The organism is Rhizobium sp. USDA 3886, assembly GCF_056279785.1.
The window spans coordinates 226,681-251,742 of record NZ_JBWCDC010000002.1 but is presented as its reverse complement, the minus strand read 5'-3'; the positions used below and the strand labels follow the sequence as shown (position 1 = coordinate 251,742).

The following is a 25,062-nucleotide window of genomic DNA, read 5'->3' as shown; positions in this document are numbered from 1 at the left end:
GCAGGGCTTGTTGCGATGCTGAAAACGTCGCCGAAACATCACCGCAGACACCCAAGGCCTCTCAAAGTGAAAAAAGTCCAGCGCAGCTTTGCCGTCGAGTATAGATCTGGTCGGCGAAAACTCAATTCCAATCCGAACTCGATCTGGGGAGACGTGGATCTCAAGTCCGTTGCGCAGGATCTGCAGGACGAGGCAATGCCATTCCTGCCGGAAACTTCCCAGGTTGGCAGCACCGGAATGTCTTTCGCCGGAGAACAACAGGCGGCGGCGTTGTTGACACCGCCGATTGAGCAGGAGACAAATGCATCGGCCTTACAGGAGACCATAATGGCCGACGACAACAATACGATGACTGACGCCGAGACGCCGGCCGTAGCGGCGCCCGCACCGAAGAAGGAGCGCAAACCTCGCGCCAGGAAGGCGGCGCCTGAGACGGCCTCAGCCGCAGTTTCGGCGCAGCCGGCAGCGGCTTCGAATGCCGCAGCTGGAAAGCCGAAGAGAGGACGCAAGGCAAAGTCTGACGAGGGTGTGACAAGCGTCAAACGTGCTCCGAAGGCCGTGCAGGCAGCGACCGCACCGTCGGTGGCGGCAGTCGATGAGTTTGCGGATCTTCTGCAGCTGGAAGAGGAAAACCAAAGACTGCGCAAGCTGCTGGCCGAGAAGCTCCGTGCTGAAAATGCCGATCTGCGAAAGCGGCTCAACCTCGGTTGATTGGCAGCAGCCGGTCAAGCGCCGGCCGCATTCTCATGCTTATCGAGACGAACATCTTGGCGGCGGCTAGTCCCGCCGCCAACGCTTTTGCTCGCAGCCTGCATGCGGGGTAGAATACGAGGTCGAATAAAATGGCGTCTCCATGGAAACTTCTTGCCCGGCTTGTGTCACCGCGACGTCAGCAGCGCCGAGAACACGGCCCGACCGATGACGTGAAGCCGGACGTATTGGCCATCGCCAAACCGACTGAAACGGCTGCCGACAACGGGCTCAACACCGCCGATCCTCGGGTCGACGAAAAACCCGCCCTTCACGATCAATCGGAGGCGGTGTCAGCGGGCCCGGATCATTCCGAAGAAACGGCAAGCGGTATCCATGGCGCGGCAGATACCGAAGGCGCCAGGCCCGTGGAGGTGGCTGATCCGGCCTTGTCCGATGAGGCCGGTACGGCCGAACACGACGCATTAAAACCCTCTCAGACTGGCGAAGGTGCAACGCGAAAGCGCAGCACCCGGGGCCAGAAAGCGGCAGGGGGTGAAGCCGTTCCGCCACCCTCTCCAGCCGTTCCGGCCGTTTCTGACGATGCAATCCGCCTTGATGAAGAGATCAGGCTGCTGCGGGACCAGCTGGCGCGCAAGCTTCAGCTGCAAAATGCACAACTGAGGAGGATGCTGGAGCGGTTCGAACGCTGAACGTGTCATTAACCGCTGCGCCCGACCGGCCAATATGCCCTCAGCCGGCACGACTATCGGACACCACCGTCAACGATATCTCCTGTCAGTCGTTGCAGCTCGAGAAAGAGAAAGCGGGTCTCAAGCAAGTTGACGATACGGAGCACGGTTTCGACCGCGTCCAGCGGCTTGACGAGAAAATCCTTGGCTCCCAATGACAATGCCCGGCGTCGCGTCGTTATTGACGTGTCCGCCGTCAGCACGACGATGGGAACAAAGTTATGCGGACCGACAAGACGGGAAAACGCCTCCAGCAATTGAAACCCGTCAATGTGCGGCATCATGAGATCTAGCAGCACGATATCGGGCTTTATGTCGCGGAACATGTCCAGCCCACTGCGCGGGTCGAATGTAGAACTCAGCCGTTGAAAGCCCTCGCGTTGCAGAAGGCGCGTCAAGAGGGCGACATTGGCCGCCTCGTCGTCGATGATGAGGACCTTTGCGTCGGCGGGAATTTCGATAGTCGTGTTCAATTGCATCCGATGGCTTCCACGGACTTTATAAAAAGGCGAAGGTCAAGCGGCTTGGTGAGATAGTTCGTGGCCCCGGCCGTCATCGCCTTCTGCCGGGTCGCCACCGTGGCATCGGCACTGATTACCACGACCGGGATCGCGCGGGTCCTTCGATCGCTTCGCAACCGCTGAAGAACATCAAGGCCGCGCATATCCGGAAGATCGAGGTCGAGAAGGATGAGGCCCGGCTTGTGCTGCAGAGCCAGGGCCAGGCCCAGCTCACCAAGCATTGCCGGCATCACACGGCAGCCAAAACGGCGCGTCAGCACATTCTCGATCAGATTAAGGCTCTGAGGATTGTCCTCAATGCATAGTACATTGGCAATCATGATGTCGCCCGGTACCGACACAACCGCATGCGTCAGGCCCATTTCTTCCGCCATCCTTTCCTCAGTTGCGATTGGCAAATGGAGAGAAAAAATCGTTCCCTGCGCCGACGTTCCCGTAAGATCCAATCGTCCGCCCATCGCTTCCATGAGATGTTTGGACAGGGCAAGACCCAGCCCCGTGCCGTCTGTCGTGCTGCGTTCTTTTCCAAGCCGCTCGAATGGCCGGAACAGCCGTTCCACGCCCTCAGCCGAAATGCCGGATCCGGTATCACAGATATCCACCACTAACACATCAGAGCCAACTGCGCGCGCGACGATCCTGACCTCGCCGCTGGCGCGATTGAACTTGATGGCATTCGACAGGAGGTTCAGAAGAACTTGTAACAGCCGCCGGCGGTCGGCGGTCGCAAATGTCTGCCCGAGTGGCGTATCGTCGAGACGCAAGTCGATCGCTCGTTCCTCTGCCAAAGGACGGGCGAGCGCCAAGGCCTCCTGCAAGACCTCCCCCGCATCGATAGTGTCGAGCACCAGGTCCATCCGTCCGGCTTCGATCCTCGCCATGTCGAGGATCTCGTCGATCAGGCTCAACAGGTGCCGGCCGGCTGTCAGAATCTGCCTGACAGAAAACTGAGCGTCCGGATCTTCCATGTCCATTTCGAGGATCTGGCCGAAGCCGAGGATCGAGTTGAGCGGCGTACGCAATTCGTGGCTCATCCGCGAAAGAAACTCGCTCTTGGCCTGGCTTGCCCGCTCAGCTTCCCGGCGTGCCGCCTGCAGGGTTTCCTCGGATTTCTTTCGATCGGTCATGTCCCGGGTGATTTTGGAGAAGCCTCGTGAATTGCCATGCTCGTCCTTCAACTCTGTGACGACGACATTGGCCCAGAAGCGCTCTCCATCCTTGCGAATGCGCCACCCCTCGTTCTCGACCCGGCCGAAGGCGAGCGCCTGTGCCAGTTCCTGCGCCGGATGTGTTTGGCGTGTATCCTCCGGATAAAATCTGGAAAAATGCCCGCCTATGACCTCGTCTGCCCTATAACCCGTAATCCGCTCAGCGCCGACGTTCCAGCTGACTACACGGCCCGTTTCGTCCAAGCCGAAAATGCCGTAGTCATGCACGCCGTCGACCAGTAGGCGGAACCGTTCCTCGCTTTCGCGCAAAGCTTCTTCGCGCGCCTTGAGCAAGCGGCTTGCCTCCTGAAGGGCCGTTGCAAGCGAGCCAAGCTCATCGCGTCCTGCCGGAATCGATTGGAGATCCTGTCCGCTGGCCAGCTTGTGCGCCTCCTTCTGCAGTGCGCCCACGCGCCGAACAATGCCGTTCGACATCAGCATAATTGCGCTGACGCCCCCGAGCAGACCGAACAAGGCGCCAACCAAAGTGATCCATTTGGAGCGGTCACGGATGGCGTCTGCTTCACCGGTGCGCGCGGCCAAAAGAAAATCTTCCCGTTCGCGCATCTCGTTGATCTTTGTCCGAAGCGTGTCCAGCAAGACCTTGTTGTCGAGGAGGGTTTTGCGAATGTCGTCCAGGGCCGGTTTTTCCGGTCGTCCGCTGCCGTCACGCAAGGCGCTGAGGCCTGCCAGTTTCTGGCGCACCAGCGGTTCCATCTCGTCGAGCCGTGCACGCTGTTCGCTGTCCCTGATCAAAGGACGCATGCTGGAAAGCACCGTTGGCAGTTCTACGCTTGCCTTGTTGAAGGGCGCCAAGAACGCCTCGTTGCCGGTCAGAAGGAAACCGCGCACCCCCGAGGCCGCCTCAGCAAGCAGTGCGTGCAGCTCCAGGATATCTGACTGGATGGCGAAAGTAACGCGCACATAGTTTTCCGCCCGGCGACTTTCCCGGTCGGCAAGGAAAACCGAAGCCAGCGCGATCAGGAAGCAGATCAGCGGCACGGCAATGACGATAAGACCTTTGTAGGCAAGCGGCTGGTCCAGAAACCGCTTGGAGATGGAGGCGGAAAAGCGTGAAGCGATCATAGGCGGTCCCGATCCACAAGGCCGGCCCTTACCGCCATGACCGCCGCCTGCGTTCGATCGGCCACCCGTAATTTGTAGAGGATGCGTTCGACGTGCACCTTAACGGTGCCGGGTGAAATGTCGAGCGACTTGGCGATCTCCTTGTTCGTTTCGCCGGTGGTGAGCCGGACTAGGATTTCACGCTCGCGAACGGTCAGCCGCTCAATGGTGGTTTCACCGGGTGTTTCGGGAGAAACACGCCGAAGCAGGCGACGCATCAGGTCGACGTTGAAGAAAGACTGCCCCGCCGCGACATTGGCAATCACCTGCAGCAACTCGTCGCGCCGTATGTCCTTCAATGCATAGCCGCTGGCCCCAGCCTTGATGGCGGCTTCAAGATAGTCCACGCTGTCATGCATGGTCAGCATGATGATGCGGGTTTCGGGCGATCGGACTCCAATCTCCGCTGCGGCCTCGAGGCCATCCATGCTGCCCATCCGTATGTCGAGCAGGGCAATATCCGGTCGGAGACTCTCGCTGAGAGTTACCGCGCTCATGCCGTCTGGCGCCTCGCCAACGATCTCCAGGTCGGGAGCGCTTGCAAGCACGGCGACAAGACCCGACCGAGCTAGCTCATGATCGTCTGCAATCAATATTCGGTAGCGTTTCAAGCGAGTTCCTTTGCGGGACCGGAAATAGGCGCTCGAGCGACGGCAACCGTTCCTTGGCCGGGACCCGATCGGATTGATATGGAGCCGCCGATCAGTGCCATTCGTTCGCGCATGGCCGACATACCGACGCCCCTTCCATCTTGCTTGACGACGAGAGCGTCAGCGATGCCGCAGCCGTTATCCGCGACGGAGAGGGTAACAAACTGCGGCTCGTCCAACGTAAGCCGCAGGTCAATCCGGCTGCAGCCGGAGTGTTTTACGGCATTTGCCAAGGCCTCCTGCGCCACTCTGTAAAGGCTCACCTCGAGCGCGCCGGGCAAGCGGTAGCCGTTCAGGTCCGAATGAAAGCAAAGCTGGACCGACTGGATATCGTCCAGGCGGGCGCGAAGTGCTGCTTCGAGGCCGAGATCGTCCAGTTCCGCGGGACGAAGGGCACCGATTGCGCCTCTGACCTCGCCGATCGACGTTCGAACAATTTCGATGCCGCCTTCGATTGCATCTTTTGCCGATTGTGTATCTTCCATGGCAACCACCGCGGCTTCCAACCGAAACAGCAGGCTCGCCAAAGACTGCGCGACGCCATCGTGGAGGTCATAGGCAATCCTGCGCCGCTCCTGTTCCTGCGCGCCGATCATTGCCTCGATCAATCGCGCCAGGTCGCGCTCGCGTGCCTGGAGGTCGGATGTCAGTTGCTCGCGAAGAATGCGCTGGCTCTCCGCTGCCAGAAAGGCGGCGAGCTGATCCGTCACGATCTGGATCGCCTCACGATCCTGTTCATTCATGGGGAAGGCGAGACGTGACAGCCGGAGTTCCAGCATCTCGCAGCCTATCCATGCCTTGCAGACGGCTACCGGGTCGGCCCCCTCAGCCGTTTCCTCGCCGGCGGCGCTCCGGGTGGGAAATTGCCAAGCTGTGCCGGTTTGCGAGCGAATCGTGGCCGTGCTCGCTCCGGCAAAGCCGGCAATAGCGGATAACGCCTCGTACATCGCCGTATCCAAAGGGCCACGGTCCAGTACCTTGCGTACGTCCACGATCAGCCGCAGACGAGCGGCCTTGGCTTCCGCATCGCGATAGAGACGCCGCAGTTCGCGAATGGGAGACGCTATGCCCTCGTAGTCTTTGTCTTGCACGAATTCCCTGTCCTTAAGAAGTTTGACATGCCCTAGATAGGAAGCCATCCGTCACAATGCATAGGCCGTTCGGCATATGCGATTGCAGCCATCCGGCAGACGCGCGGCGGATCGCGGCAAACCATCTCTGACAGGCCGGCAAGAAAATCGCCGGAGAGATAATGTCATACGATGGAGATTGAAATGAAAAGACATCTGCTTGCCGCTTTTGTTAGTGCCCTGCTGGCGACGCCTGCTCTTGCAGAGGAATGTGCGCCGATCACCAAGCCTCAGGTCGAGCAGTTGTTTGATCGCTGGACCTCCTCGCTGGCAACCCTGGATCCAGAAAAAGTCGTCGAGAACTATACGCCTGATGCAGTCCTCCTGCCGACACTGTCGAACAAACCGCGCCTGACGCAAGACGAGCGCCGGGACTATTTCGTGAGCTTCCTGAAGAAGCATCCGTACGGCGAAATCGACAGCCGCACGATCAAGCTTGGCTGCAACGAAGCGCTCGACACCGGCAACTATACCTTCACTTTGAAGGATGGTAGCAAGGTTCCGGCGCGCTACACCTTTACCTACGAGTTCAAGGACGGCAAGTGGCTGATCTCGTCACATCACTCCTCTGCTATGCCGGAGAAGCCCGCGGGCTAATATGTACGGGAGCGTCGGGTAGTCTCGCGCTCCCCAAGCTCCTTGCACTGAGAAAATAAACTAGCCAAGGCGACCCTCGGCCCACGATTCTTCCATGATTGAATGTTGCGTTCCTTGCGACGAATGGCGGTGCCGTTGGTTCGTAACTCATCAAGGCGGGCCATAGAAAGGGCGTCTGACCGGAGCAGGAATATCATCGTTCAGACGTCGATGAGAAGGCCGTAGGAAGGTGCCGTAGACGGATTGAACGCACGGGTGGCATAGTCGCTTGCCTGCGGTTGAGATTTCCCAGGCGCGTGCGCGACAGCGGCTACGGGGTTAATCGTCGTCTGGCCAATCGCAGTTAGGGATAGGGCCAGCTCTGGCTGTCCATAATGAGGAGGCCTGCCGAATGAATCGGGCCGACTTCACCACCGTTGCGTACCGGTGCCGTCATCGCTGTGATCATTCGGTCCCCCAGCGGGCCGGCGACAGTCTCGAAGGCGGCGATCATTGCACGGTCGACCGCCTCCCGGGTGCGCACGTCGGTCACGTAGACAACGAGTTTGGTGACGTGCTCCACTTTGCCGCCGGGTTCCTCGACGGTATGTGGCTGCCGATGTTCTTTTGCGGCGCCGAAATCCTGAGGGCACTTCCGCGAAGGAAAATCATCCTGCCGCGCGCAACGACGGCCTGACTAAGATCGTTGCCTAGCTTCTGCTCCATCTTCTCGTTTCTCTTCTCCATCGGATAAGGCAAGCAATGCAGGATGACGGTTCAGGGGCAGGGGTAATCGGCGGCGAGCAGCCCCCGTGGAGCGTAGGCGGATATTCTCCTTGATGAGGATATGGCCGGCCACAACCTTGGCATCATGCCAGTCACCGGATGAAGCTAGAGCCTCGGCCGGAAAGCCAGGGAAGGCCGAGGAAGTAGACTCCGTTTTCAGAGGAGACGCCGCGCTGGTGCTTCGGACGGGCCACCTCATCGACTCATGGCAAATACAATGAATGGCTAGCCCGGCTTATTCACCGGAGCAGGACTGAAGGGTCGGCGGGAGTGGTGTAAGCGTTTGCTTTGAAGTAGAAAGGGGGGGCGAACCCAGTCCTGCAACGAAGCAGAAAAAAGCGCCTCTTTATTGTAGTTCCGGCTGACCGCTACATCTAAAAAGCGATAATTCCATGGTAGAAAGTCCCCCGCTTCCGCTTCGGAGCTATAACGCATCATAGCGGGTATGGGTTAGCTGCTCCGACACGTCCCAGAGCCGCGTCGCAATGCTCTCTGTTCGTGCGCTACGCGGAACCTTAGCAGATGCAGGAAAACCCTTTGTTTCTCCAAGACCACCTGGACCGTAGTACATTCCGCTCTTCGCCTCCGGTGCCGTCGCCGCAAAAAGCAGCGGCAAAGCGCCTTGTTCGCCTGAATGGAGGACAAGTGACCCCAGCAAGCGAAACAGGAGGGGCACCTTGTTTTCTTCTGATCTGTTGATTCCCCGCGCCGACAGGTCCGAGCGCGCCAAGCCCGGATGGGCGGCAATGCTATGGATACCCCATTGTTCTGCCATGCTGCGGCGATGAAGCTCGATCGAAAAGATGAGGTTCGCCAGTTTCGACTGCCCATATGCAGCCATTGGCTTGTATTCCCGTTCGGACTGCAAGTCGTCAAAGTTGATCTTCCCGCGGTTAGCCGCGAGCGCACAGACGTTAACAACGCGCGAATCATCCCCTTTGCGCAAAAGCGGCATCAGATTTGCTGTCAGCGCAAAATGCCCGAGATAATTCGTTCCGAATTGCAGCTCGAAACCATCCTTCGTCACTTGGCGGCGCGGCGACATTATCACTGCAGCGTTGTTGATGAGGACATCTATCCGTTCACATCGCGCCCGCAGCTGTTCCCCGCAAGCCTCAACAGAACTGAGTTCCGCAAGGTCAAGCTGTTCAAAGTGAAGGATCGCCCCTGGGATTTTTTCGCGGATAAGCCCGATGGAAGTCTCGCCCCTGACTCTATCGCGCCCGGCAAAGATGATCTCCGCACCAGCACGCGCCAGTGCTAAGGCACATTCATAGCCTAGCCCAGCGGTGCCGGTGATAACGATCACGCGCCCGCGCTGAGAGGGGATGTTGGCTGCTGTCCAGCAGTCTCTTTTTCTTGCATCGGTCATTCAACCTTCCTTTCACAATGAACCTGAACTTTTGCTGGCATGAGTAAATGGTGATGTGGCGGATCCGCATCGCCTTCGCATCCGCCTATCCCGACGCCGCCCTCTTCAGGACCATCGCAAGCGCGCTTAGGCCCGCTCCGACATAGTAGGCGCGGCCGTGCCGCCGAACCCCGGAGCTCCGTCCACCAACCTCGCAAACCTCACGATCGTCCGCGATGCAACAGGCGCCGCGGCAGCGCCCGTCCTGTTCACGCGCCGCCAGGGCCGCTCGGCTCCAGAACCCGACCGTTACCCGCACCCTCATGAATAAGCCGGGCTAGGCACGCAGGTTGAGTATCAACGCTGCCGACTTTGCTGCAAAACTGCTGGGGATCGCCGCCTTGCAGGCGGAAGCGCGAAGAGACGGCGACGTGGCAAACGGGTGCGCCTGACTATACTGGAACTCATGCTCTCCTGTGCCCCCTGATCGGCAAAGGAGCAGCCCCTTCACAAGGTTACCTCGGCTTGTTGGTTGGCTTTACCATCTTCTCTGGCATCCAGACGCCCTGTCACAATATCAATTATGTGTGCCGCATCAATGTCATCATTTCCGCGCCAAGCAACGACTTGATCAGGGCGGATGAGAATGAGGGGTTGATGGTAAAGACCGAGAATATCGTTCGAATCGACATCGAGGACCGTCAGATCCATACCCGCATTTGCAGCTGCTTCGATGAATTTCCCGCCACGATTTGAAAACGGTTGAAGTCGCAGTAGCGTCCACTCAAAGCCAAAACGATCGTACAGCGAGACTCGGTTATCCAACCAAAGATGTGGAGCGCGTCCACCTGGGGCGGCAGTGGGATTGTAGACATTCGGAAGGTCCGCATTCGGAGCGAGCGGCTCGGAGCAGATTACTGGCGATGGATCGTAGCGCGCGCCGAAAGTAATGCCGGGTATGTTGAATTCCGCGCGCCCGTGCGCTTCAAGGTATCCGCCCGCTTCCTTGCGCAGCGCCGTTCCCGTCTCAGAGTCGTCTTCCAGTGCGGTCTTCGGGGTATAGCTCCCGATTGACTCTGCGAATTGCTTGGCGAAGCCGGTATTGCGAACAGCCACGGGACGTCTCTCGATCTCGTAGGTCGCAAGCAGCGAGGGCGGCGCCTTTCCCTTGATCACCGCGGCGAGTTTCCAACCAAGATTGACGGCATCATCGATGGCCGTGTTGTAGCCCAGACCACCTGCAGGTGTGAAAAGGTGAACAGCGTCGCCTCCGAGTAGGACGCGCCCGACCTGATAGCGCTCAGCCACAAGGGCATAACCAGCCATCCACGTTCCGCGAGAGAGGATTTCGGCCTGAACGGGGTAGCCGACGGCCGACTGGAACATGGCGAGTGCCTGCTCGTCGGAAATGTCCTCGTCCTTTTCTCCGTCCCGTAGTTGCGTGTGGAACGCAAACTCGCCCTTGCCGTCCACAGCCGCCATGAAGGCGCGTCTATCGCAGTTGAAGGTGACATTCATCCAAGCCGGAGGAAACGGCACAACGTCATAAAACTGCGGGCATCGCAGATAGAGCGCAAACATGCGGCCGCCAAAGAAGTCTCTTACGGCGCCGCCATCCCCTTCGTAACGAATGCCGAGGGTTTTGCGTACGAAACTTTTTGCCCCATCTCCCCCGATCAGGTAGTTGCAGCGGACGGAACGTGTGGCCCCATCTTCGGTCCGCGTCGCCTTGACAACAACGCCCTCTCCATTGTCGTCGAATCCGGAAATACGCCAGCCGTAGTTCACCGATATGGCGTCCAACGCTTCGGCATGGCGGCGGAGAACCTGCTCGACGAACTTTTGCGAGACGCGGTGTGGCAGTTCGGCCGCACTCCAGGACCCCGACAGAGTAGTCACCTTTTCGCGAGCTTCCTTTGCCGAGGGCAACCGGAAACGGGCAAGTTCATGCCGGCAATATCGGGTGAAATAAGCGATATCGGTGGGAAAGTCGCCTGGCAGACCCAGAGCACGTATTTCCTCTGCAAAGCCTAGCCGCCGATAATGCTCCATCGTTCTGGCCTGAGTCGCGTTTGCCTGTGGATTGACCGCAGTCGAAGGCTTCTCATCGAATATGACAGCCGAAATCCCTCGGCGCCCGAGCTCATTTGCGAGCATCAGGCCGAATGGGCCGCCGCCTGCAATAGCGACATCATAAGCTTCCTCGGTCACGGCGTACCTCCCATTTTCCGCAATCGCAGAAATATAGTAAGGTAACCGGACTAATGTCAATCTATTGGCGGCTCTTCGTGTCCACTGTCTGATTCTCAACATATTTGCCGAGAACCTCGATCATCAGATCCACCATCGCCGAGCCAAGCTCGTCGCGCATTTCTTTCTCAGCGACTTCCAGGCTCTCCTGGAAAGCCTCGAGCCATTCCAGTCCCTTTTCGGTGAAGCACACAAGCTTAGCTCGGCCGTCCGACGGATCGCGACGCTTTTCGATCAGCCCGGTTTGCTCTACCTGGTCCACCAGCTCGCTCATCGACTGCTTCGTTAGCGAGGCGCGCCGGGCCAATTCGGTCAGGCGGGTTCCGTCCTCATCGAGATTACGGGTCAGATTTATATGAGCCGCGGTAAGTTCGCTGTGACCGTTTGATCTCAAGTTGTCGATGATACGGCCCTCGAACAGTCTGACAGCCTCATTCATCCGACGCCCGATGTTGTTCCGCCGCCATGCGTTTCGTAAAATCATGCTCGGTATCCTCGATGATGCGCCGCGAAGATAAAACGTCTCCAGCGCAATTCCAGCCCCTGAGTCAATGTGATTGACAGTGTTGACGGTTCAGTTGTATGGTCAGGTATCCGAACTAAAATAGATTAGCAAGTTCATTGCCGCAGGAGGAGAATATGCTTGGAAAAGGCTGTCGCCGATAGGAGCTGGCGCGGCCTGTGGTTCGTCCGTCAGTTGCCGCCTGCTGTCTGAGTTTCGTGAGCGCACCTGAGCCGCTGCCTGTCTTGCGCACGGCGGTCGGGATTTAACTCCTGCGCCAGGGGTGGTGCGGGACGAATGTTAACATTCTGAGGAGGATGAGCATACTATGGTAAAGGCGAACGGCGGCAAATCGCTGCAGAATATGGTCGATGAAAAGAACAATGATCTGGTCGACCATTTCTTCAATGACACGGTGGCGCCGCATTATCGCGCCCGAACAGGTCTCACCGCCGCGCTCATCCCGCCCGAAGTGATCGATGACAAAGAGGCGGCAGCATCCGTGATTGCAGCAGTAACCGAGACGAACGGATCTCTTGAGAGGGAAACGGGCGTCCAGCCGGGGCTCGTGGTTGCCATCGTCGGCGACGCTCCGGCGAGCCACGCCTATGTGGACCACACGAGCAAGATGGCCAACCAGTGCGGGTTCAATTCGATCCAGCATAACCTAGGTGAAGAGACGACGCAGGAAGAGCTTGAAGACCAAAATGAGCTCAGCCAGACCGTCCTCATGAGAGAGAGCCATGCGTGAGTTTCTATACATCGGTAATACGGCGCGCGTTATCTTCGGTTGCGGAACGATTTCCAAGTTGGCTGATGAGATACGTCAGCTTGGCGCGAGCCGCGCGCTCATCCTGTCGACCCCTTTTCAACGCAATGATGCTGAAGCGCTCGCTCAAAAGCTTGGAGCCCTTGCAGCCGGAGTGTTCACGCGGGCAACGATGCATACTCCCGTCGAAGTGACGATGGAGGCCATTTCGGTCTACGACAAGCTTGAGGCGGATTGCATCGTCTCTTTCGGTGGAGGATCGACGATCGGCCTGGGCAAGGCCATCGCCTATAGGAACGATGCGCCACAGCTTGTCGTCGCGACGACCTATGCAGGCTCGGAGGTTACACCGATCCTCGGGCAGACCGAAAATGGCATCAAAACGACGGTTCGAGCCCCTTCAATACTTCCTGAAACAGTCATCTACGATCCCGAACTAACCTACAACCTGCCCATTGCAATGAGTGTCACGAGCGGCCTCAATGCCATGGCGCATGCAGTGGAGGGTCTCTATGCTCAGGATCGTAATCCAATAGCCTCGATTATGGCATTGGAGGGGATAGGCGCTCTCCACAAAGCCCTTCCGGCAATAGTCGCGAATCCGCAGGATACCGCTGCCCGCGCAGACGCGCTCTACGGTTCTTGGCTTTGTGGTGCCATTCTGGGCACGGTCGGAATGGCTCTGCATCATAAGCTCTGTCACACGCTGGGGGGAAGCTTTGATCTGCCGCATGCGGAAACTCACGCCATTCTTCTCCCGCACACGATAGCCTACACAGAAGCAGCGGTTCCGGACCTGCTCGCACCCGTAGCGGAAATACTCGGAGCGCGACGTGCTGGTACGGGTCTTTATGATTTCGCGCTTGGTATTGGCGCGCCGATGAGGCTCCGCGATTTAGGAGTGACCGCTCAAGATCTTGATACAGCAGCGGAAATGGCCATGAGCAATCCCTACTGGAATCCGCGCCCGCTGGAGCCCGCTGCAATCCGGGACTTGCTTCAGAAGGCATGGAAAGGAGTAAGGCCCAGTTCGTAGCGAAGGAGCCCCTTGGGCGATGGCATCATGCGTAGAGTTGGGCTCAGCCGCTGTTCAGACAACGCAACTCGAGGCCGGAATCAGACGAAGTCTTTCAATGACGGGAGGAACAGCATTGATAGGTTATTTCACGGAAGGCGCCTCGGTCGAGGGAGTGAACGAGCGGATGGCCGCTGACATCGATCCTCGTCTGAGGGAGATTATGAGCTCGCTTGTGAAACATCTTCACGCTTTCATTAAAGAGGCCCGTATTTCGCAGCAGGAATGGGAAGCTGCGATCCGGTTTCTCACCGAAACCGGTAGGATTTGTTCAGAAGAACGGCAGGAGTTCATTCTCCTATCTGACACTCTTGGGGTCTCTATGCTGGTGGATGCCATCAACAACCGCAGGCAGCCAGGCGCCACGGAAAATACCGTGCTTGGGCCGTTCCATGTGGCTGGAGCGCCTCATCGCAAGATGGGGGATTGCATTACGCTAGACGGCAAGGGCGAAAGCTGTCTTTTCGAGGGAATAGTTGCCGATCTGGATGGTCATCCGGTCCAAGGTGCAAGTATCGATGTCTGGTCGGATAACGCTGATGGTTATTACGATGTGCAGCAACCTGCGCTTCAGCCCCAGTGGAACAACCGCGGTATTTTTGTGACCGGCGCCGATGGCCGTTACAGTTTCATCGGGATCAAGCCCGTATCGTATCCTATTCCAGACGACGGCCCGGTCGGCCAGATGTTGAACCATCTCGGCCGGCATCCCTACAGGCCGGCGCATATGCATTATATCGTCATTGCGACAGGCTTCCAGAAGGTCGTAACCCATACCTTCGTTGGAGACGACGTCTACCTTTCATCTGATGCGGTGTTTGGCGTCAAAGAGACCTTGATAGCGCCATATGAACGTGTCGTGGACGGAGAAACCGAATGGCGTTCACCGTTCAATTTCGTCCTCAACCCCATATAGGAGACATTCCGATGCCGAATGTGAAGATTTACCTGGATCATAGCCTGCCTGAGCAAGTCCGTCTCGATATCCAAGCAACTCTGGCGGCGTTGGGTAACGTGCTCTGCGCGAGGTTGCAGGTGGAAATGACCGCTTGCCAATTCGCAATCATGCCGGTGTATGCTATGGCCGGTCTCCCGAGCGTGAATGTTGAGCTTGCTATTCTGCCTAAACCAGAGCGCACTCGCAAAAGACTCGAAGACCTCGCAGAGGAGATTCAGCGATTGGTCGGCGAAGCTGCAGGAACGCATGTCGCCGTTCGGATGGTTCTTCTTGATCCAACGACCTACATAGCATTAAAATAATGTGAATAGAGCCGAGGCGGCGGCACTGCAGGCTTTATCAGCCGTACGATGTTCTGGATCTTTTGCGAGGCATCGGCGCGCGGGCCTGTCTATCGCTCTTTCAAGCGCAAGGGGCGGTTTATGTCAGGCGTAAATCGCGCCTGTCGTAGACCGTGCGTCGCAGCTGCGGACGCGATTTCCCGAGCATCCTTCAAAGCGAGCATATCGGGCCGCCCGCACGGCGACGTTCATTTCACCGATGCCGTCGATCCGGCAATTGAGGATGTCACGCGGTTCTACGGGTGCAACGCCCTCTGGCGTGCCCGTCATGAACACGTCGCCAGGCTCGAGCGTATACGCTTCGGATGCGTAAGCGATCAGCTTCCTGCAGTCGAAGATCAGATCGCGGGTGTTGGCCTTCTGGCGCGCTCACCCCCAATCTTGAGTTCGAAGTCGACATCGGAGGGATCGCCGAATTCGTCAGCGGTCACGAGCCAAGGACCGAAGACCGTGAACGTGTCACGCGACTTGCGATAGCTACGCTCCTCGGGACCGCGGATCGTCATGTCCAGGCCGATCATGAATCCTGCCACGTAGTCGAGGGCGTCCTCCTCGCGAACATGCCGGCCCCTCGTTCCGATGACGAAGCACAGTTCGATCTCGTGATCGGTGCGGCGGTCGGAACGGTCGGATACGACGGCTTCCGCGGCGCCGATCATGGAGCTGGTTGCCTTGAGGAAGACGCCGCATTCCTCGATCGTCTTGACGTGCGAACCGAAGTGGATGCCCTGGTCGGCACGCGACTCCTCAAGGTGAAGCTTGTAGTTGACGGGCGCGGCCACGATCTTGACGGGCTGCGCGACTGGGCTGAGGAGCTTCACGTCCGCCAGCTTAACGCGGCGGCCGTCGGCGGCGAGATTGCGCATCTCCGGAACCAGATCCGGGAGGTTAGCGATGAATGCGTCGCCACGAGGGTAGGGCCATTTCACAGGCGGGGAGCCGGTCTACGATCGCGGAGACGTCGACGATCTCATCACCCTCCACAACGCCAACCCGATTGTCGTCAAAACGGCAAATGCGCATTTTCCATCCCTATCTCTATTCGGTGATCTTGAGTGCTGGTCTCATTCCTGCATGAGGATCGAATCCTTCGAGGTTCGCCTTCAAAAGGTCGCCCGTGTGCCGATAGTGTTCTACGAGAAGGCTTCCGGCGAGATCGCCGTCACGCTTGAGCGCGGCGTCCGCGATCCGCTTGTGCTCCTCCACCGCGCCCGAGCGCGAGCCGCGGCCAAGGCGGGCGATGTAGCGGTACCGGTTGCTCTCGTTGTAGAGCTGCTCGCAGAAGCGGAGCAGTGACTTCGAAGGGCATGCAGAGATGAGGACTGAATGAAACTCCTCGTGAGCGCGCTCCCACTGCTTCAATGCGTCGTCATCGTCCGCGTCGAGCCGGTCGGACTCGCGCTGGAGATGGTACTGCGCCAATACAACTTTCTCCTCCCATTCCACGCCTCCATGCAGGACAGCTTCGCGGATCGCGCGTTCCTCGACGAAGCAGCGGGTCCAAAGGATCTCGGCATAGTGCTCGGCGCTGACAACGCCGACACGAAAACCGCGGTTCTCCATGCGCTCAACGAGACCTGTGGTCGAGAGGATCGAGAGCGCTTCGCGCAACGGACTGGCGCCCGTCGCATATTTCTCAGTCAGCAGTTCTATTTTCAGCTTCAAACCGGGTTCCAGCGCGCCGTGAAGGATGTCGCTGCGGATCTGCTCAAGGACGGTCGTCGTCTGAGAGACCGAGGAGTTTTTCTCCTTCGGTGTTTTCGAAGTCCCTGCCACGGATATTCCTTCCCGATAATTGCTCGCGTCATTTCAACCAGATTTTCGGCGCTGTCAAGAAAACATCGACAAAATCACTTTTATCGATATCTCTTGCAGAAGGCAAGAATATCGATATAGATAAGCTGCTAATGAGAGGGTCCTTGTCAATGACCGTACCGACTACCAACAGGTCGCCTGCATTCTCAATTCGACGAGCGAGCCACATATCGCTGGCTGTTTCGGACCTGAAGGCTAGCATTGCCTTCTATACTGAGGTGATCGGGCTCGTCGTTTCGGCCCAAGGCGATGATGTCGCCTACCTTCGTGGTGTCGAGGAAAGTGCTCACCATAGCCTGACCCTGGTCCAGAAGAAGGACCAGCCGTCATGTCTCAGGCTCGGATTTCGAGTCGATAGCGAGGCCGAACTCGATCGGGCGTTCGACCACTTCTCAGGATCAGGCCGCAATCCCGCTTTCGTCGATGTTCCCCATCAGGGCCGGACCCTGCACGTGCCGGACAGCATGGGCGTGCCGCTTGAGTTCTGCGCGACCATGCCCGCACAGCATCGGCTGCATGACCAGTTCCATGTCCAGAAGGGAGGGGCGGCACTCCGCTACGATCACGTTCAACTGCTTGCGCCCGACGTCGCCAAGGCGAGCGAGTTCTATACGGACCTCGGCTTCCGGATTTCCGACTACTTCGTCGACGGCGAGCATGACGAAAAACCGCTCGGCATCTTCATGTACCGGAAGAACAATCCCCACGACATCGTATTTCTGACCCGGCCGGGTCCGGTTCTCCACCACTTCGCCTACATCGTTGCGGACTCGACGTTCCTCTTCCGCGCACTGGATACCGGTGGCTCGCTGGGCTATGCGTCGAACCTTGAGCGTGGACCGGCAAGGCATGGCGAGGGCCATGCGCTCTATGTCTATTTCCGGGATCCCGATGGTCACCGGGTGGAGATCATGTCTCCGCCGATCCAGATGGGGGACGCGGAAGATGTCCCCATGCGGTGGCATCGCGGCAACCGGCATTCCTGGGAATATCCTGCACCGAAGAGCTGGTTGTACGAGGCGTCCAAGTTCGAGGGCGTCGAAATCGAGGGCAAGGGCACGGCGGCGAAGCTCCGTAGCCTCGAGGACTTTCTCGCGAACCGCCCGCTCAAGGTCGCGGAGTGATCATGACCGAGCGCCTGACGTTGCAGGGATTCGAATATCATACCTTCGAGACGCTGGAGAGGGACAGTCGTCCGATCGTGGTCTTCCACAAGACCGGCGGCGACGAGGGTGAACTCGTGCCGCTTGCGAACACCGTGGCACCTGGGACAGCGGTCGTCGGTCTCAGAGGTCAAGTCGTTGAGGATAGCAAGCTTCGTTTTTTCAAGCGGCTTGGAGCCGGCCGGTTCGACGAAGCCGACCTCGCGACGAGAGCGGATGACCTGAACGAGTTTCTGCGCCAGTTCATTTCGACCCATCGTGTGCGGCCTCCAGTCGCTCTTGGACTGTCGAATGGCGCGAACATCATCACGGCGGCACTGTATCGAGGCGATCCGCCTCTGAGCGCGGCCGTGCTGCTGCGTCCTGCGATTCCATTCAGGAACGCGACGCCCGCTTCGATCGGCGGCACGAAGGTGCTGGTGGTCGGGGGAATGTCAGACGAAACGGTGAAGCCCGACGAAATCCTCAGGCTCACTGACGCTCTCAGGGCGGCCGGGGCTCGTGTCGATCTTACGATGATCGCCGCCGCTGGCCACAGGCTCGTGACGGGAGACGAAGCCGCCATCCAGGGATGGCTAAAGATGATTTAGTCGACTTTGTCGGCTAGTGGGAGGTGCAATGCAAGCGCAAATGCTCGATTTACCCGGTAGCCGGAACAAGCCCGATGGTGCGAAGACGCTGATATCCCTGTCAGACGTGCACATCAGCCTCGGACGCCGCCCGATCCTCACAGGAATCAATCTCGAAATCGCAAAGGGCGAGTTCCTCTGCATCGTCGGTGGTTCTGGATGCGGCAAGACGACCTTGCTCCGCGCTGTGGCAGGCCTTATCCAGCCCACCAGCGGATCGGTCAAGATCGACGGCAAGGCGGTCCTGGAACCGCGCCAGGATGTCGCCGTCGTTTTCCAGGACTATGGTAAGGCGCTGCTTCCTTGGCGCAACGCGTACGGAAATGTCGAGCTCGCACTTGAAGCGAACGGCACCCCCAGGGAGCGACGGAAGACCATCATAGAGGACTTGCTCGCGAAGGTGGGCCTCGGGGAGCAGGGGGCGAAGTACCCGTCCGAACTGTCAGGTGGCATGCAGCAGAGGCTTCAGATCGCACGTTGCCTTGCGCAGTCTCCGGCCGTCATGCTTATGGATGAGCCTTTCGGCGCGCTCGACGCGATGACGAGGCAGGCACTGCAGGACGAAATCCTTGAACTCGTTGCAAGCACCGGTACGACGGTCTTCTTCGTCACGCACGATCTCGAAGAGGCCGTCTATCTCGGCGACCGCGTCATCGGCCTGCGGCCGAACCCCGGCCGCGTCGGGATCGAAACTGGTGTCTCCCTTGCACGGCCGCGCAACCAGCTCACCTCGCGCGAGGACGCCGAATTCCTGCGTCTGCGCCGAAAGCTGTTCGACTTCATCCAGGAGGCCGAGGCATGAGCCAGCTCACCGTGACAATAGAAGATGAGGCCGCCGCGCCTCGCTTCACCTTCCCTCGTGGACTGGTTATTCCAGTGATCCTCGTGGCGGCGTGGGAGCTAGCGTTCCGGGTGGGCGGCTTCCAGAGTGACAGTCTTGCTGCTCCGGGCGGAGTCGCCGTTGCTCTAGTGCGCGGCCTTGCGAGCGGAGAGATCCTGCAGGCGACCGGCCAGACACTCTCGGCAGCCATGCTGGGTCTTGCCATCGCTGGGGTCATAGGTCTCGTCATGGGAGTGTTCCGGGGCCTCTTCTGGCGACTGGACTACGTGCTGGATGTCACCACGGAAGCGCTTCGGCCAATCCCGTCGTCCGCGCTGATCCCGGTGATGATCCTCATCTTCGGCTTCGGCTACAGGCTGGAGAGCGCCTGCGTGGCGTTCAGTTGCACCTGGACGATCTTCATCCTGACGCGCACAGCGGTCATGGGCGTCGAGCCGCGTCTCATGGAGGTCGCGAAAGTCCTCCAGCTCGGTCTGATTGACCGGACGTTCAAGATCATTCTCCCGGCGGCGCTGCCGCGCATATTCGTCGCCTTCCGCCTGGCAGCAGGCTTGGCGCTCGTTGTCGCCGTCACCTGCGAAGTCACCGCCAATCCGTTGGGTATGGGCTTCGAGATGATGTCGGCGAGCCAGTCACTCCGTCCCCAGCTGACGCTCGCATATCTTGTTTGGATCGGCTTAATTGGCTGGTCGCTGAATGCGATCCTCGTGTACGCACAGCACCGCTTCTTCGGTCCTGCCGCCTCGATCGGAGCAGCGAAATGACCGATAACCGACTCATCTGGCGCATCGGCGGCTTCGTCTTCGCGGCGCTCGTAGTGGCGATATGGCAGATCCAGGCCAACCTCGGCCTGATCTCCCCGATCTATCTGCCCAGCCCCCAGCGGGCCATGAATTCGCTCATCAACGGCTTCTCGAACGGCCTGCTGCTGGACCGAATGATGAGCACGGTCGAGCGGATGATCTACGGCTGGGGGCTAGCATCACTCCTCGGGGTCGTGCTCGGCTCGATCATAGGCATCTCGAGGGCTGCGCGGTCCTACCTCGAGCCCATGCTGGAATACCTCCGGCCGATGCCCGCATCCGCTGTCATTCCGGTCATGATTCCGATCCTGGGTCTTACAGAGACCATGGTTCTCACGGTGATTGGCTTCGCTGCGCTGTGGCCGACGCTGCTCGCAACGATTCATGGGTTCTCTTCCATCGAGCCCCGTCTGACCGAGGTTGCGCGAATCCTGAAGCTCAGCCGTGCGGGCTTCATCTGGAAGATCGCGCTGCCGAATGCCCTTCCTGACATCATTGCGGGCGCACGCATCAGCCTCACCTACGCACTGATCCTGTCGGTCGTTGGCGAAATGCTCTCTGGCCGCGAAGGTCTCGGCCAGTTCATCCTATCGTCGGCACGACTGTTCAAGGCGCCGGACCTGTTCGCAGGTGTAATGCTACTCGGTCTGCTCGGCTACCTGTCCGCCATGCTCGTCGCCCAGTTGGAGAAACATCTCCTGAAGTGGCGGAAAACCTGATCAGCCTGGCATTGCAAACATCTTTGAGGAGGAAAGAAAGATGAGGAAGACAGTTCTCGCAGTTGCATTTGCCCTAGGCTTGGCGACACCGGCATTCTCGCAATCCCCGGTGAAGATCAACGTCGGCTTTACACCGGTCATCGATTGCCTAGGCGCCTTCGTCGCAAAGGACCTAGGCTTTTTCGAGAAGCGCGGCCTGGACGTGACGATCACTCAGATGCCGAACAGCCAGTCCATGCCGCCTGCGCTCCTCGCGGACAGCCTTCAGGTAGGCGCCGTTGCCGCTCCCATCCTCATTCAGTCCAGGACGGGCGGCTTTCCGATAAAGATCATCTCTGGGGGCACGTTTGTCACCAACGCCAATCCGAACGGCGCCATCGTCGTGCGCAACGGCGTGAACATTAATTCCCCTGCCGATTTCGTTGGGAAGCGTGTCGCATCTGGCGCACTCGGAAGTTACTTTAACGTGCTCTTCCGCCAGTGGCTGGCAGACAATAAGGTCGACCCGGAGAAGGTGACCTACGTTGAAGTCGGTTTCCCGCAGGTCGGAGACGTGATGCGCAACGGCCAGATCGATGCGTCGACTATCGGTCAGCCCTTCATCTCACGTATTGAAGAAGCGGGTGTTGGCAAGGCTTATCGCTGGTACGTCGGCGACTTCCCAGACGGTCTCCTTTCCAACGTCTACACGACGACAGAGGACTGGATCGCTAAGAACCCGAAGGCCGTAGCGGACTTCAAAGAAGCGCTTAACGAAGCGAACAACTTCATCAAAAGCAATTCGGAAAAATCCCGCGAAATTGCTGCAAAGTACCTAAAACTGCCGCCGGAAGGGATGAAGAACGTCCCGTTCTCCAACTATTCGATCGACGTCACCGAGGCCCAGGTCAAGGCCTGGAACGACATCATGAAAAGGAATAAGTTCATCGATGGCGATGTGTCATTAATAGTGAAATAAGAAAGTGCTGTTGGGAGCTAGGCAAGGCACATGCATTGGGTGACTCTTAACGGCCTCATGACCTTCCATTCGATTGTAGAGCTGGGCAGCATCAACCGTGCTGCCCATGCTCTCAATGTCTCGCAATCCTCCCTGACCAGGACACTGCAGCATCTCGAAGCGAGGCTCGGCGGTACACTGGTGACGAGAAGTCCCAAGGGGATTGAACTCACGGCCTTCGGCGAACTGGTGTTCGCGCACGCGAATGACATCAAGCGACAGGTTGGACGAGCAGAGACATTCATCAAGACCCATCAAGATGCGTCCGCCCAACTCCTGAGAGTGGGTGTTGTCATGGTCCATCCCCTTATGGCTTTCTGCGACAGCATCGTGAGCTTGGTCGAGAAGCATCCGGAATTCCGCGTAGAACTACGGTTCGGATCGGCGACCGAGATGCTGCAGGCTTTACAGCAGGACGCTCTTGATATCGTGCTCTACTACACGTTGATGGGCACAGAGGCGGAAGGGCTGGTTCAGGATGTGCTCGCGGATGAGGAAGTCGCGATCTTTGCGAGCCCATTGCATCCCCTTGCCGAGAATCCAGCACCGTCCGTCGAGGATCTAGCCTCCGCAAGATGGACTCTTGGCCCGACTGATGTTTCCATCACTCGCTTGATTGCAGCAGTATTTGAAGAATCCGGTATCCCTGGGCCGGATATAGCAATAGAGGTCGACATGATCCCATTACGGCGGGCTATTACACAGAACTCCCGCTTTCTGTCCGCGTTTCAGACGCATCACGTTAGCCCCGAACTCGCGAACGGGAAGCTCGTCAGAATCCGGTTTCCATTGAAGCAGGAGCGGCGGTCGATCGGCACCATCCGGATCGGCCCTCACACGCGGCTGACGCGCACGTTCGTTTCCATACTTAAGGATGTGTACCAGCGTGAAGTAGGATTCGGCCGCTCCGGCTAGGTGGATTCCGCGGGCCCGAGTGGCAGCAAGCAAAACACTTCAAGCCCCGCAGCAATGATCGACAATGTCTTCGTTTGAAGAGGCAGTTTTCACGCATTAAGAGCGAGAGGTTTTCGACCGGATCAGGTTCGGGAGATTTCCATCAGATGCCGGGTCATGGCAAGGAGTGATGATTGTCCCGTAACTTGTTCTTCCGGACGATACGAGCACAGGGAGTGGATAAGGTCCTGCTCGAGCAGATCATCCGTTAGCCGAATGGGCAGGCGATCTAGGTCGAGGTCAGCGCACCGGTCGATGCGGCAATCGCCTTTGCCAGCCTGTCAGCACTGATGTCTTGAGGTCTCTCTAGATGGCGATTCGTGCCAGCGCCTGCACCGTCATGCAAAGCTAAAATTCGAGACTGAATGGCGCCTTGCGCAACCGCTTTCCCGTGGCGGCATGGATCGCGTTCGCCAATGCGGGAATCGATGGCGGGACTCAGCACTCTCCTGCACCGCCGATCCGAGTCGAATGTTCCAGGATGCTCGATTTCCGGGCATTGCGCCATTCGCGCGGCATCGAATTCGTCGAAGTTGGCCTGCACGACGCGCCCGTCTTTGAGGGTGGTGGCCTGACCCATTGCAGTTGAAAATCCGAAGATGATGCCTGACATCATCTGGTCGGCATAAATGCCAGGGTCAATGACGCCTATGGCCGAGACGCGGCAGCGGCGCCGGATCTGCACGCCGATCTCGGCCGGCGCGTCACGCGGCTGCTCGTAATGGCGCCCGCAGCTACGCGGCAAAGAGCCGATATGATGGTGGCGATCCTGATCAGCGAAGATACTCAGTCCGCAAAGGCCGGCACGACGACCAGCGACTGCTCAAGCCGGCGGCTTGATCTCTTCGGACTCGTAACTGGCCTTGGTGTTTGTCGTGGCGAACTTCTTCTTCCACTCGTAGAGCGAATGCTGGCACACGCCGAGCCGTTGCGAAACCTCCGCAACCGAATAACCCGTTCCGTGATCTGACGCACCGCATCACGCTTGAAATCGTCGCTGAAATTGCCTTTGCCCATGAAGGCCTCCTTACCTCAAATTTAGGGAAGGAGGCGTCTACAAATCTAGGGGCTTATTCAGGGCCTTCGATTTGTTCCTGACACAAAGCTGGTAAACGCCCTTAAAATCTGTTCGTCTAGCCGTTCCACCTTGGGCGCGTTCGCGGAACTGGTTGAAGCTACGTCGTGGTTTCGGCAGTCCGCACCTCTGGGGTCGCGCCAGCGACTGTTCGTGGTGCTTGACGAATGCGCCCAGGATTTGAACACCGGAGGCCTCGGCCCTCAGCTAACCGGTGCAGCGGGCTTGGCGCACGGGCGGCTTCACCGTGTGCCCACTATATGTCCAGCCAAGTGGAATGGGCTTGCCACCACAGTGCCGGCCGCATCCAAGACAAAAGCACCAACGTCGCCGACGGTCGACCGCCTGCTGCTTTCAAACGTGGCAAGCTGTGCGCCGAATTTGGCAAGCGACGCGTACCGATCGTGCCCCAATCCGTCAGATCCATGGGTGGAGGTGATGTCGATCACCCGCAGCCTCTCTTTGGCAGCGGCCTCTTTGATGATGGGATCGTCGATATTCAAGCGGCCAACACGTGGCCGCTCCCCTGCTATAAGGCTCGAGGCTGTGAGTGCCCGGTCATCCTTGGAGACAAGAAGCGTTATTGGCGTGGCCATTTTGCCGATATCCTTTAGCTGCGATCGGAATACATCCACATCGATGTCCGGCGCGCCTAAGATCACCACAAGCCTGTCGATCACATCTTCGCGGTGCTGCAGTTTAAGCTGGCGTACTGCCTCCATGATCAGGAACCCGCCCATGCTGTGTCCGAAGAGGATGATACGTTTCACCCTTTCCGACTCCGAAAGTGACTTTACCAAAGAGTCGAGATCGCTGCGCGAGTACAAGGACGCGTCCCGATCGGCGATATATCCGGCGACAGCTGCTGCCGAGGGCCAGGAGAATAGGACAAGAGTGCCCGGCACTTTTGCGTCTGCGGCTAGCTGCGCCGTCCTGAACAGCGCCTCCTGATAGCTGTAGTTGTAACCATGCACAAATATCCCGACGGTGCCGTCAAATTTCGACGAGCGTATCGTCTCTTGCACAAACGCTTTCTTCGGCAGTTGCTTGCGCCCGATGACTATAAATTGTCGCTCGCCGTTTGGGATCGACGTTGGGTAAATAATCGTGGCGTTTTTCCTGTCGGGAGGCACCGAAAACTCATACTGCTCGTATGCCAGTTCCCCGGACCACGTTCCGCCGAATCCGCCCCGCGTGGCGTCCCGGGTTCTGTTCGTTGCAACCAGAATCTTCACGGGCTGGGAAATGGCTTGGTTCAGCTGAACCGGATGCAGGACATCTGGAGAAGGCCTCGTGGTGCAACCCGCCAGAAACAGCATGCCGACAGCAATCATAACTTGAGACGTCACGCTCGAAGTCTCTTTTGAAGAAGGTTCTGTCAT

At 58.4% G+C, this 25,062-nt stretch carries 24 protein-coding genes and 4 pseudogenes; 14 read left to right on the top strand and 14 right to left on the bottom strand.

Features of this window, described 5'->3' with window-relative positions; genetic code table 11:
• Positions 1–66 precede the first annotated feature (66 nt).
• Positions 67–711: a transcriptional regulator gene (locus ACZ9BX_RS21425; protein ID WP_027511272.1), complete on the top strand. Its 645-nt coding sequence runs from the start codon at positions 67–69 to the stop codon at positions 709–711.
• Between the two features lie 131 nt (positions 712–842).
• Positions 843–1,403 carry a hypothetical protein gene (locus ACZ9BX_RS21420; RefSeq protein ID WP_027511271.1) on the top strand — a complete coding sequence of 187 codons (561 nt, stop codon included), beginning with the start codon at positions 843–845 and terminating at the stop codon, positions 1,401–1,403.
• A gap of 53 nt (positions 1,404–1,456) precedes the next feature.
• Here the strand turns inward: ACZ9BX_RS21420 and ACZ9BX_RS21415 are convergent, their stop codons facing one another.
• Genes ACZ9BX_RS21415 through ACZ9BX_RS21400 form a run of 4 tightly spaced genes read right to left on the bottom strand, consistent with a single transcriptional unit; the run spans position 1,457 to position 6,037 of the window.
• Positions 1,457–1,921: a response regulator gene (locus ACZ9BX_RS21415; protein WP_051336662.1), complete on the bottom strand. Its 465-nt coding sequence runs from the start codon at positions 1,919–1,921 to the stop codon at positions 1,457–1,459.
• A complete protein-coding gene (locus tag ACZ9BX_RS21410; RefSeq protein ID WP_132568510.1) occupies positions 1,912–4,257 on the bottom strand; it encodes an ATP-binding protein in 2,346 nt (781 codons plus the stop codon). Before ACZ9BX_RS21410 ends, ACZ9BX_RS21415 begins: the two co-directional genes overlap by 10 nt.
• Positions 4,254–4,907 (bottom strand): response regulator, encoded by a 654-nt coding sequence (locus ACZ9BX_RS21405; RefSeq protein WP_027511268.1) that lies wholly within the window; start codon positions 4,905–4,907, stop codon positions 4,254–4,256. The genes ACZ9BX_RS21410 and ACZ9BX_RS21405 overlap by 4 nt, the downstream gene beginning before the upstream one ends.
• The gene (locus ACZ9BX_RS21400; RefSeq protein ID WP_167333921.1) at positions 4,904–6,037 is read right to left on the bottom strand and encodes a sensor histidine kinase; all 1,134 of its coding nucleotides are present in this window, start codon (positions 6,035–6,037) and stop codon (positions 4,904–4,906) included. The genes ACZ9BX_RS21405 and ACZ9BX_RS21400 overlap by 4 nt, the downstream gene beginning before the upstream one ends.
• Before the next feature lie 183 nt (positions 6,038–6,220).
• On the opposite strand from ACZ9BX_RS21400, the gene ACZ9BX_RS21395 reads away from it, so the two are divergent.
• Positions 6,221–6,673 carry an SgcJ/EcaC family oxidoreductase gene (locus tag ACZ9BX_RS21395; RefSeq protein ID WP_260308610.1) on the top strand — a complete coding sequence of 151 codons (453 nt, stop codon included), beginning with the start codon at positions 6,221–6,223 and terminating at the stop codon, positions 6,671–6,673.
• A 343-nt stretch (positions 6,674–7,016) separates the two neighbouring features.
• Here ACZ9BX_RS21395 and ACZ9BX_RS21390 read toward each other — a convergent pair whose 3' ends face one another.
• From ACZ9BX_RS21390 to ACZ9BX_RS21370, 5 genes and pseudogenes are all read right to left on the bottom strand, one after another.
• Positions 7,017–7,196 (bottom strand): DUF1028 domain-containing protein, encoded by a 180-nt coding sequence (locus ACZ9BX_RS21390; RefSeq protein ID WP_245505963.1) that lies wholly within the window; start codon positions 7,194–7,196, stop codon positions 7,017–7,019.
• A gap of 300 nt (positions 7,197–7,496) precedes the next feature.
• Positions 7,497–7,638: pseudogene (locus ACZ9BX_RS21385) on the bottom strand (FAD-dependent oxidoreductase); the annotation flags it as partial.
• A gap of 224 nt (positions 7,639–7,862) precedes the next feature.
• Positions 7,863–8,810 (bottom strand): SDR family oxidoreductase, encoded by a 948-nt coding sequence (locus tag ACZ9BX_RS21380; RefSeq protein ID WP_132568665.1) that lies wholly within the window; start codon positions 8,808–8,810, stop codon positions 7,863–7,865.
• 486 nt (positions 8,811–9,296) lie between these two features.
• Positions 9,297–11,102: an FAD-dependent oxidoreductase gene (locus ACZ9BX_RS21375; protein WP_132568666.1), complete on the bottom strand. Its 1,806-nt coding sequence runs from the start codon at positions 11,100–11,102 to the stop codon at positions 9,297–9,299.
• Positions 11,062–11,478: a MarR family winged helix-turn-helix transcriptional regulator gene (locus ACZ9BX_RS21370; protein WP_087001708.1), complete on the bottom strand. Its 417-nt coding sequence runs from the start codon at positions 11,476–11,478 to the stop codon at positions 11,062–11,064. The genes ACZ9BX_RS21375 and ACZ9BX_RS21370 overlap by 41 nt, the downstream gene beginning before the upstream one ends.
• 535 nt (positions 11,479–12,013) lie before the next feature.
• Between ACZ9BX_RS21370 and ACZ9BX_RS21365 the strand changes: the two are divergent.
• The 4 genes and pseudogenes from ACZ9BX_RS21365 to ACZ9BX_RS21350 all read left to right on the top strand — a co-directional run.
• Positions 12,014–12,238, top strand: a pseudogene (locus tag ACZ9BX_RS21365) (tetrahydrofolate dehydrogenase/cyclohydrolase catalytic domain-containing protein); the annotation flags it as partial.
• Positions 12,239–12,284: 46 nt separating this feature from the next.
• A complete protein-coding gene (locus tag ACZ9BX_RS21360; protein WP_132568668.1) occupies positions 12,285–13,346 on the top strand; it encodes a maleylacetate reductase in 1,062 nt (353 codons plus the stop codon).
• Positions 13,347–13,443: 97 nt separating this feature from the next.
• Complete coding sequence (locus ACZ9BX_RS21355) at positions 13,444–14,301, top strand: dioxygenase family protein (protein ID WP_425299067.1); 858 nt, start codon at positions 13,444–13,446, stop codon at positions 14,299–14,301.
• 11 nt (positions 14,302–14,312) lie between these two features.
• Positions 14,313–14,645 (top strand): hypothetical protein, encoded by a 333-nt coding sequence (locus ACZ9BX_RS21350; RefSeq protein WP_027511260.1) that lies wholly within the window; start codon positions 14,313–14,315, stop codon positions 14,643–14,645.
• A 123-nt stretch (positions 14,646–14,768) separates the two neighbouring features.
• On the opposite strand, the pseudogene ACZ9BX_RS21345 reads toward ACZ9BX_RS21350, so the two are convergent.
• Both ACZ9BX_RS21345 and ACZ9BX_RS21340 read right to left on the bottom strand, forming a co-directional pair.
• Positions 14,769–15,550 (bottom strand): annotated as a pseudogene (locus tag ACZ9BX_RS21345) (fumarylacetoacetate hydrolase family protein).
• 172 nt (positions 15,551–15,722) lie between these two features.
• Positions 15,723–16,460 (bottom strand): GntR family transcriptional regulator, encoded by a 738-nt coding sequence (locus ACZ9BX_RS21340; RefSeq protein ID WP_051336660.1) that lies wholly within the window; start codon positions 16,458–16,460, stop codon positions 15,723–15,725.
• A 149-nt stretch (positions 16,461–16,609) separates the two neighbouring features.
• Here ACZ9BX_RS21340 and ACZ9BX_RS21335 point away from each other — a divergent pair, with 149 nt between their 5' ends.
• The 7 genes from ACZ9BX_RS21335 (at position 16,610) to ACZ9BX_RS21305 (ending at position 22,566) form a co-directional block, all read left to right on the top strand.
• On the top strand, positions 16,610–17,623 hold the full coding sequence (locus ACZ9BX_RS21335) for a VOC family protein (RefSeq protein WP_027511259.1): 1,014 nt from the start codon (positions 16,610–16,612) through the stop codon (positions 17,621–17,623).
• A 2-nt stretch (positions 17,624–17,625) separates the two neighbouring features.
• Complete coding sequence (locus tag ACZ9BX_RS21330; RefSeq protein WP_132568669.1) at positions 17,626–18,252, top strand: alpha/beta hydrolase; 627 nt, start codon at positions 17,626–17,628, stop codon at positions 18,250–18,252.
• A 28-nt stretch (positions 18,253–18,280) separates the two neighbouring features.
• On the top strand, positions 18,281–19,093 hold the full coding sequence (locus tag ACZ9BX_RS21325) for an ABC transporter ATP-binding protein (RefSeq protein WP_245505961.1): 813 nt from the start codon (positions 18,281–18,283) through the stop codon (positions 19,091–19,093).
• On the top strand, positions 19,090–19,896 hold the full coding sequence (locus tag ACZ9BX_RS21320; RefSeq protein ID WP_051336656.1) for an ABC transporter permease: 807 nt from the start codon (positions 19,090–19,092) through the stop codon (positions 19,894–19,896). Before ACZ9BX_RS21325 ends, ACZ9BX_RS21320 begins: the two co-directional genes overlap by 4 nt.
• Positions 19,893–20,654 (top strand): ABC transporter permease, encoded by a 762-nt coding sequence (locus tag ACZ9BX_RS21315; RefSeq protein ID WP_027511255.1) that lies wholly within the window; start codon positions 19,893–19,895, stop codon positions 20,652–20,654. Before ACZ9BX_RS21320 ends, ACZ9BX_RS21315 begins: the two co-directional genes overlap by 4 nt.
• Positions 20,655–20,763: 109 nt before the next feature.
• Entirely contained in the window at positions 20,764–21,612 is an 849-nt protein-coding gene (locus tag ACZ9BX_RS21310) for an ABC transporter substrate-binding protein (protein ID WP_165928342.1), read from the top strand.
• Positions 21,613–21,642: 30 nt separating this feature from the next.
• Complete coding sequence (locus tag ACZ9BX_RS21305) at positions 21,643–22,566, top strand: LysR family transcriptional regulator (RefSeq protein WP_027511253.1); 924 nt, start codon at positions 21,643–21,645, stop codon at positions 22,564–22,566.
• Between the two features lie 268 nt (positions 22,567–22,834).
• Here ACZ9BX_RS21305 and ACZ9BX_RS21300 read toward each other — a convergent pair whose 3' ends face one another.
• The 3 genes and pseudogenes from ACZ9BX_RS21300 to ACZ9BX_RS21290 all read right to left on the bottom strand — a co-directional run bounded on the left by ACZ9BX_RS21300 (position 22,835) and on the right by ACZ9BX_RS21290 (position 25,062).
• Positions 22,835–23,290 carry a hypothetical protein gene (locus ACZ9BX_RS21300; RefSeq protein WP_156915304.1) on the bottom strand — a complete coding sequence of 152 codons (456 nt, stop codon included), beginning with the start codon at positions 23,288–23,290 and terminating at the stop codon, positions 22,835–22,837.
• 195 nt (positions 23,291–23,485) lie between these two features.
• Positions 23,486–23,622 (bottom strand): annotated as a pseudogene (locus ACZ9BX_RS21295) (transposase); the annotation flags it as partial.
• Positions 23,623–23,922: 300 nt separating this feature from the next.
• Positions 23,923–25,062: an alpha/beta hydrolase gene (locus tag ACZ9BX_RS21290; protein ID WP_132568672.1), complete on the bottom strand. Its 1,140-nt coding sequence runs from the start codon at positions 25,060–25,062 to the stop codon at positions 23,923–23,925.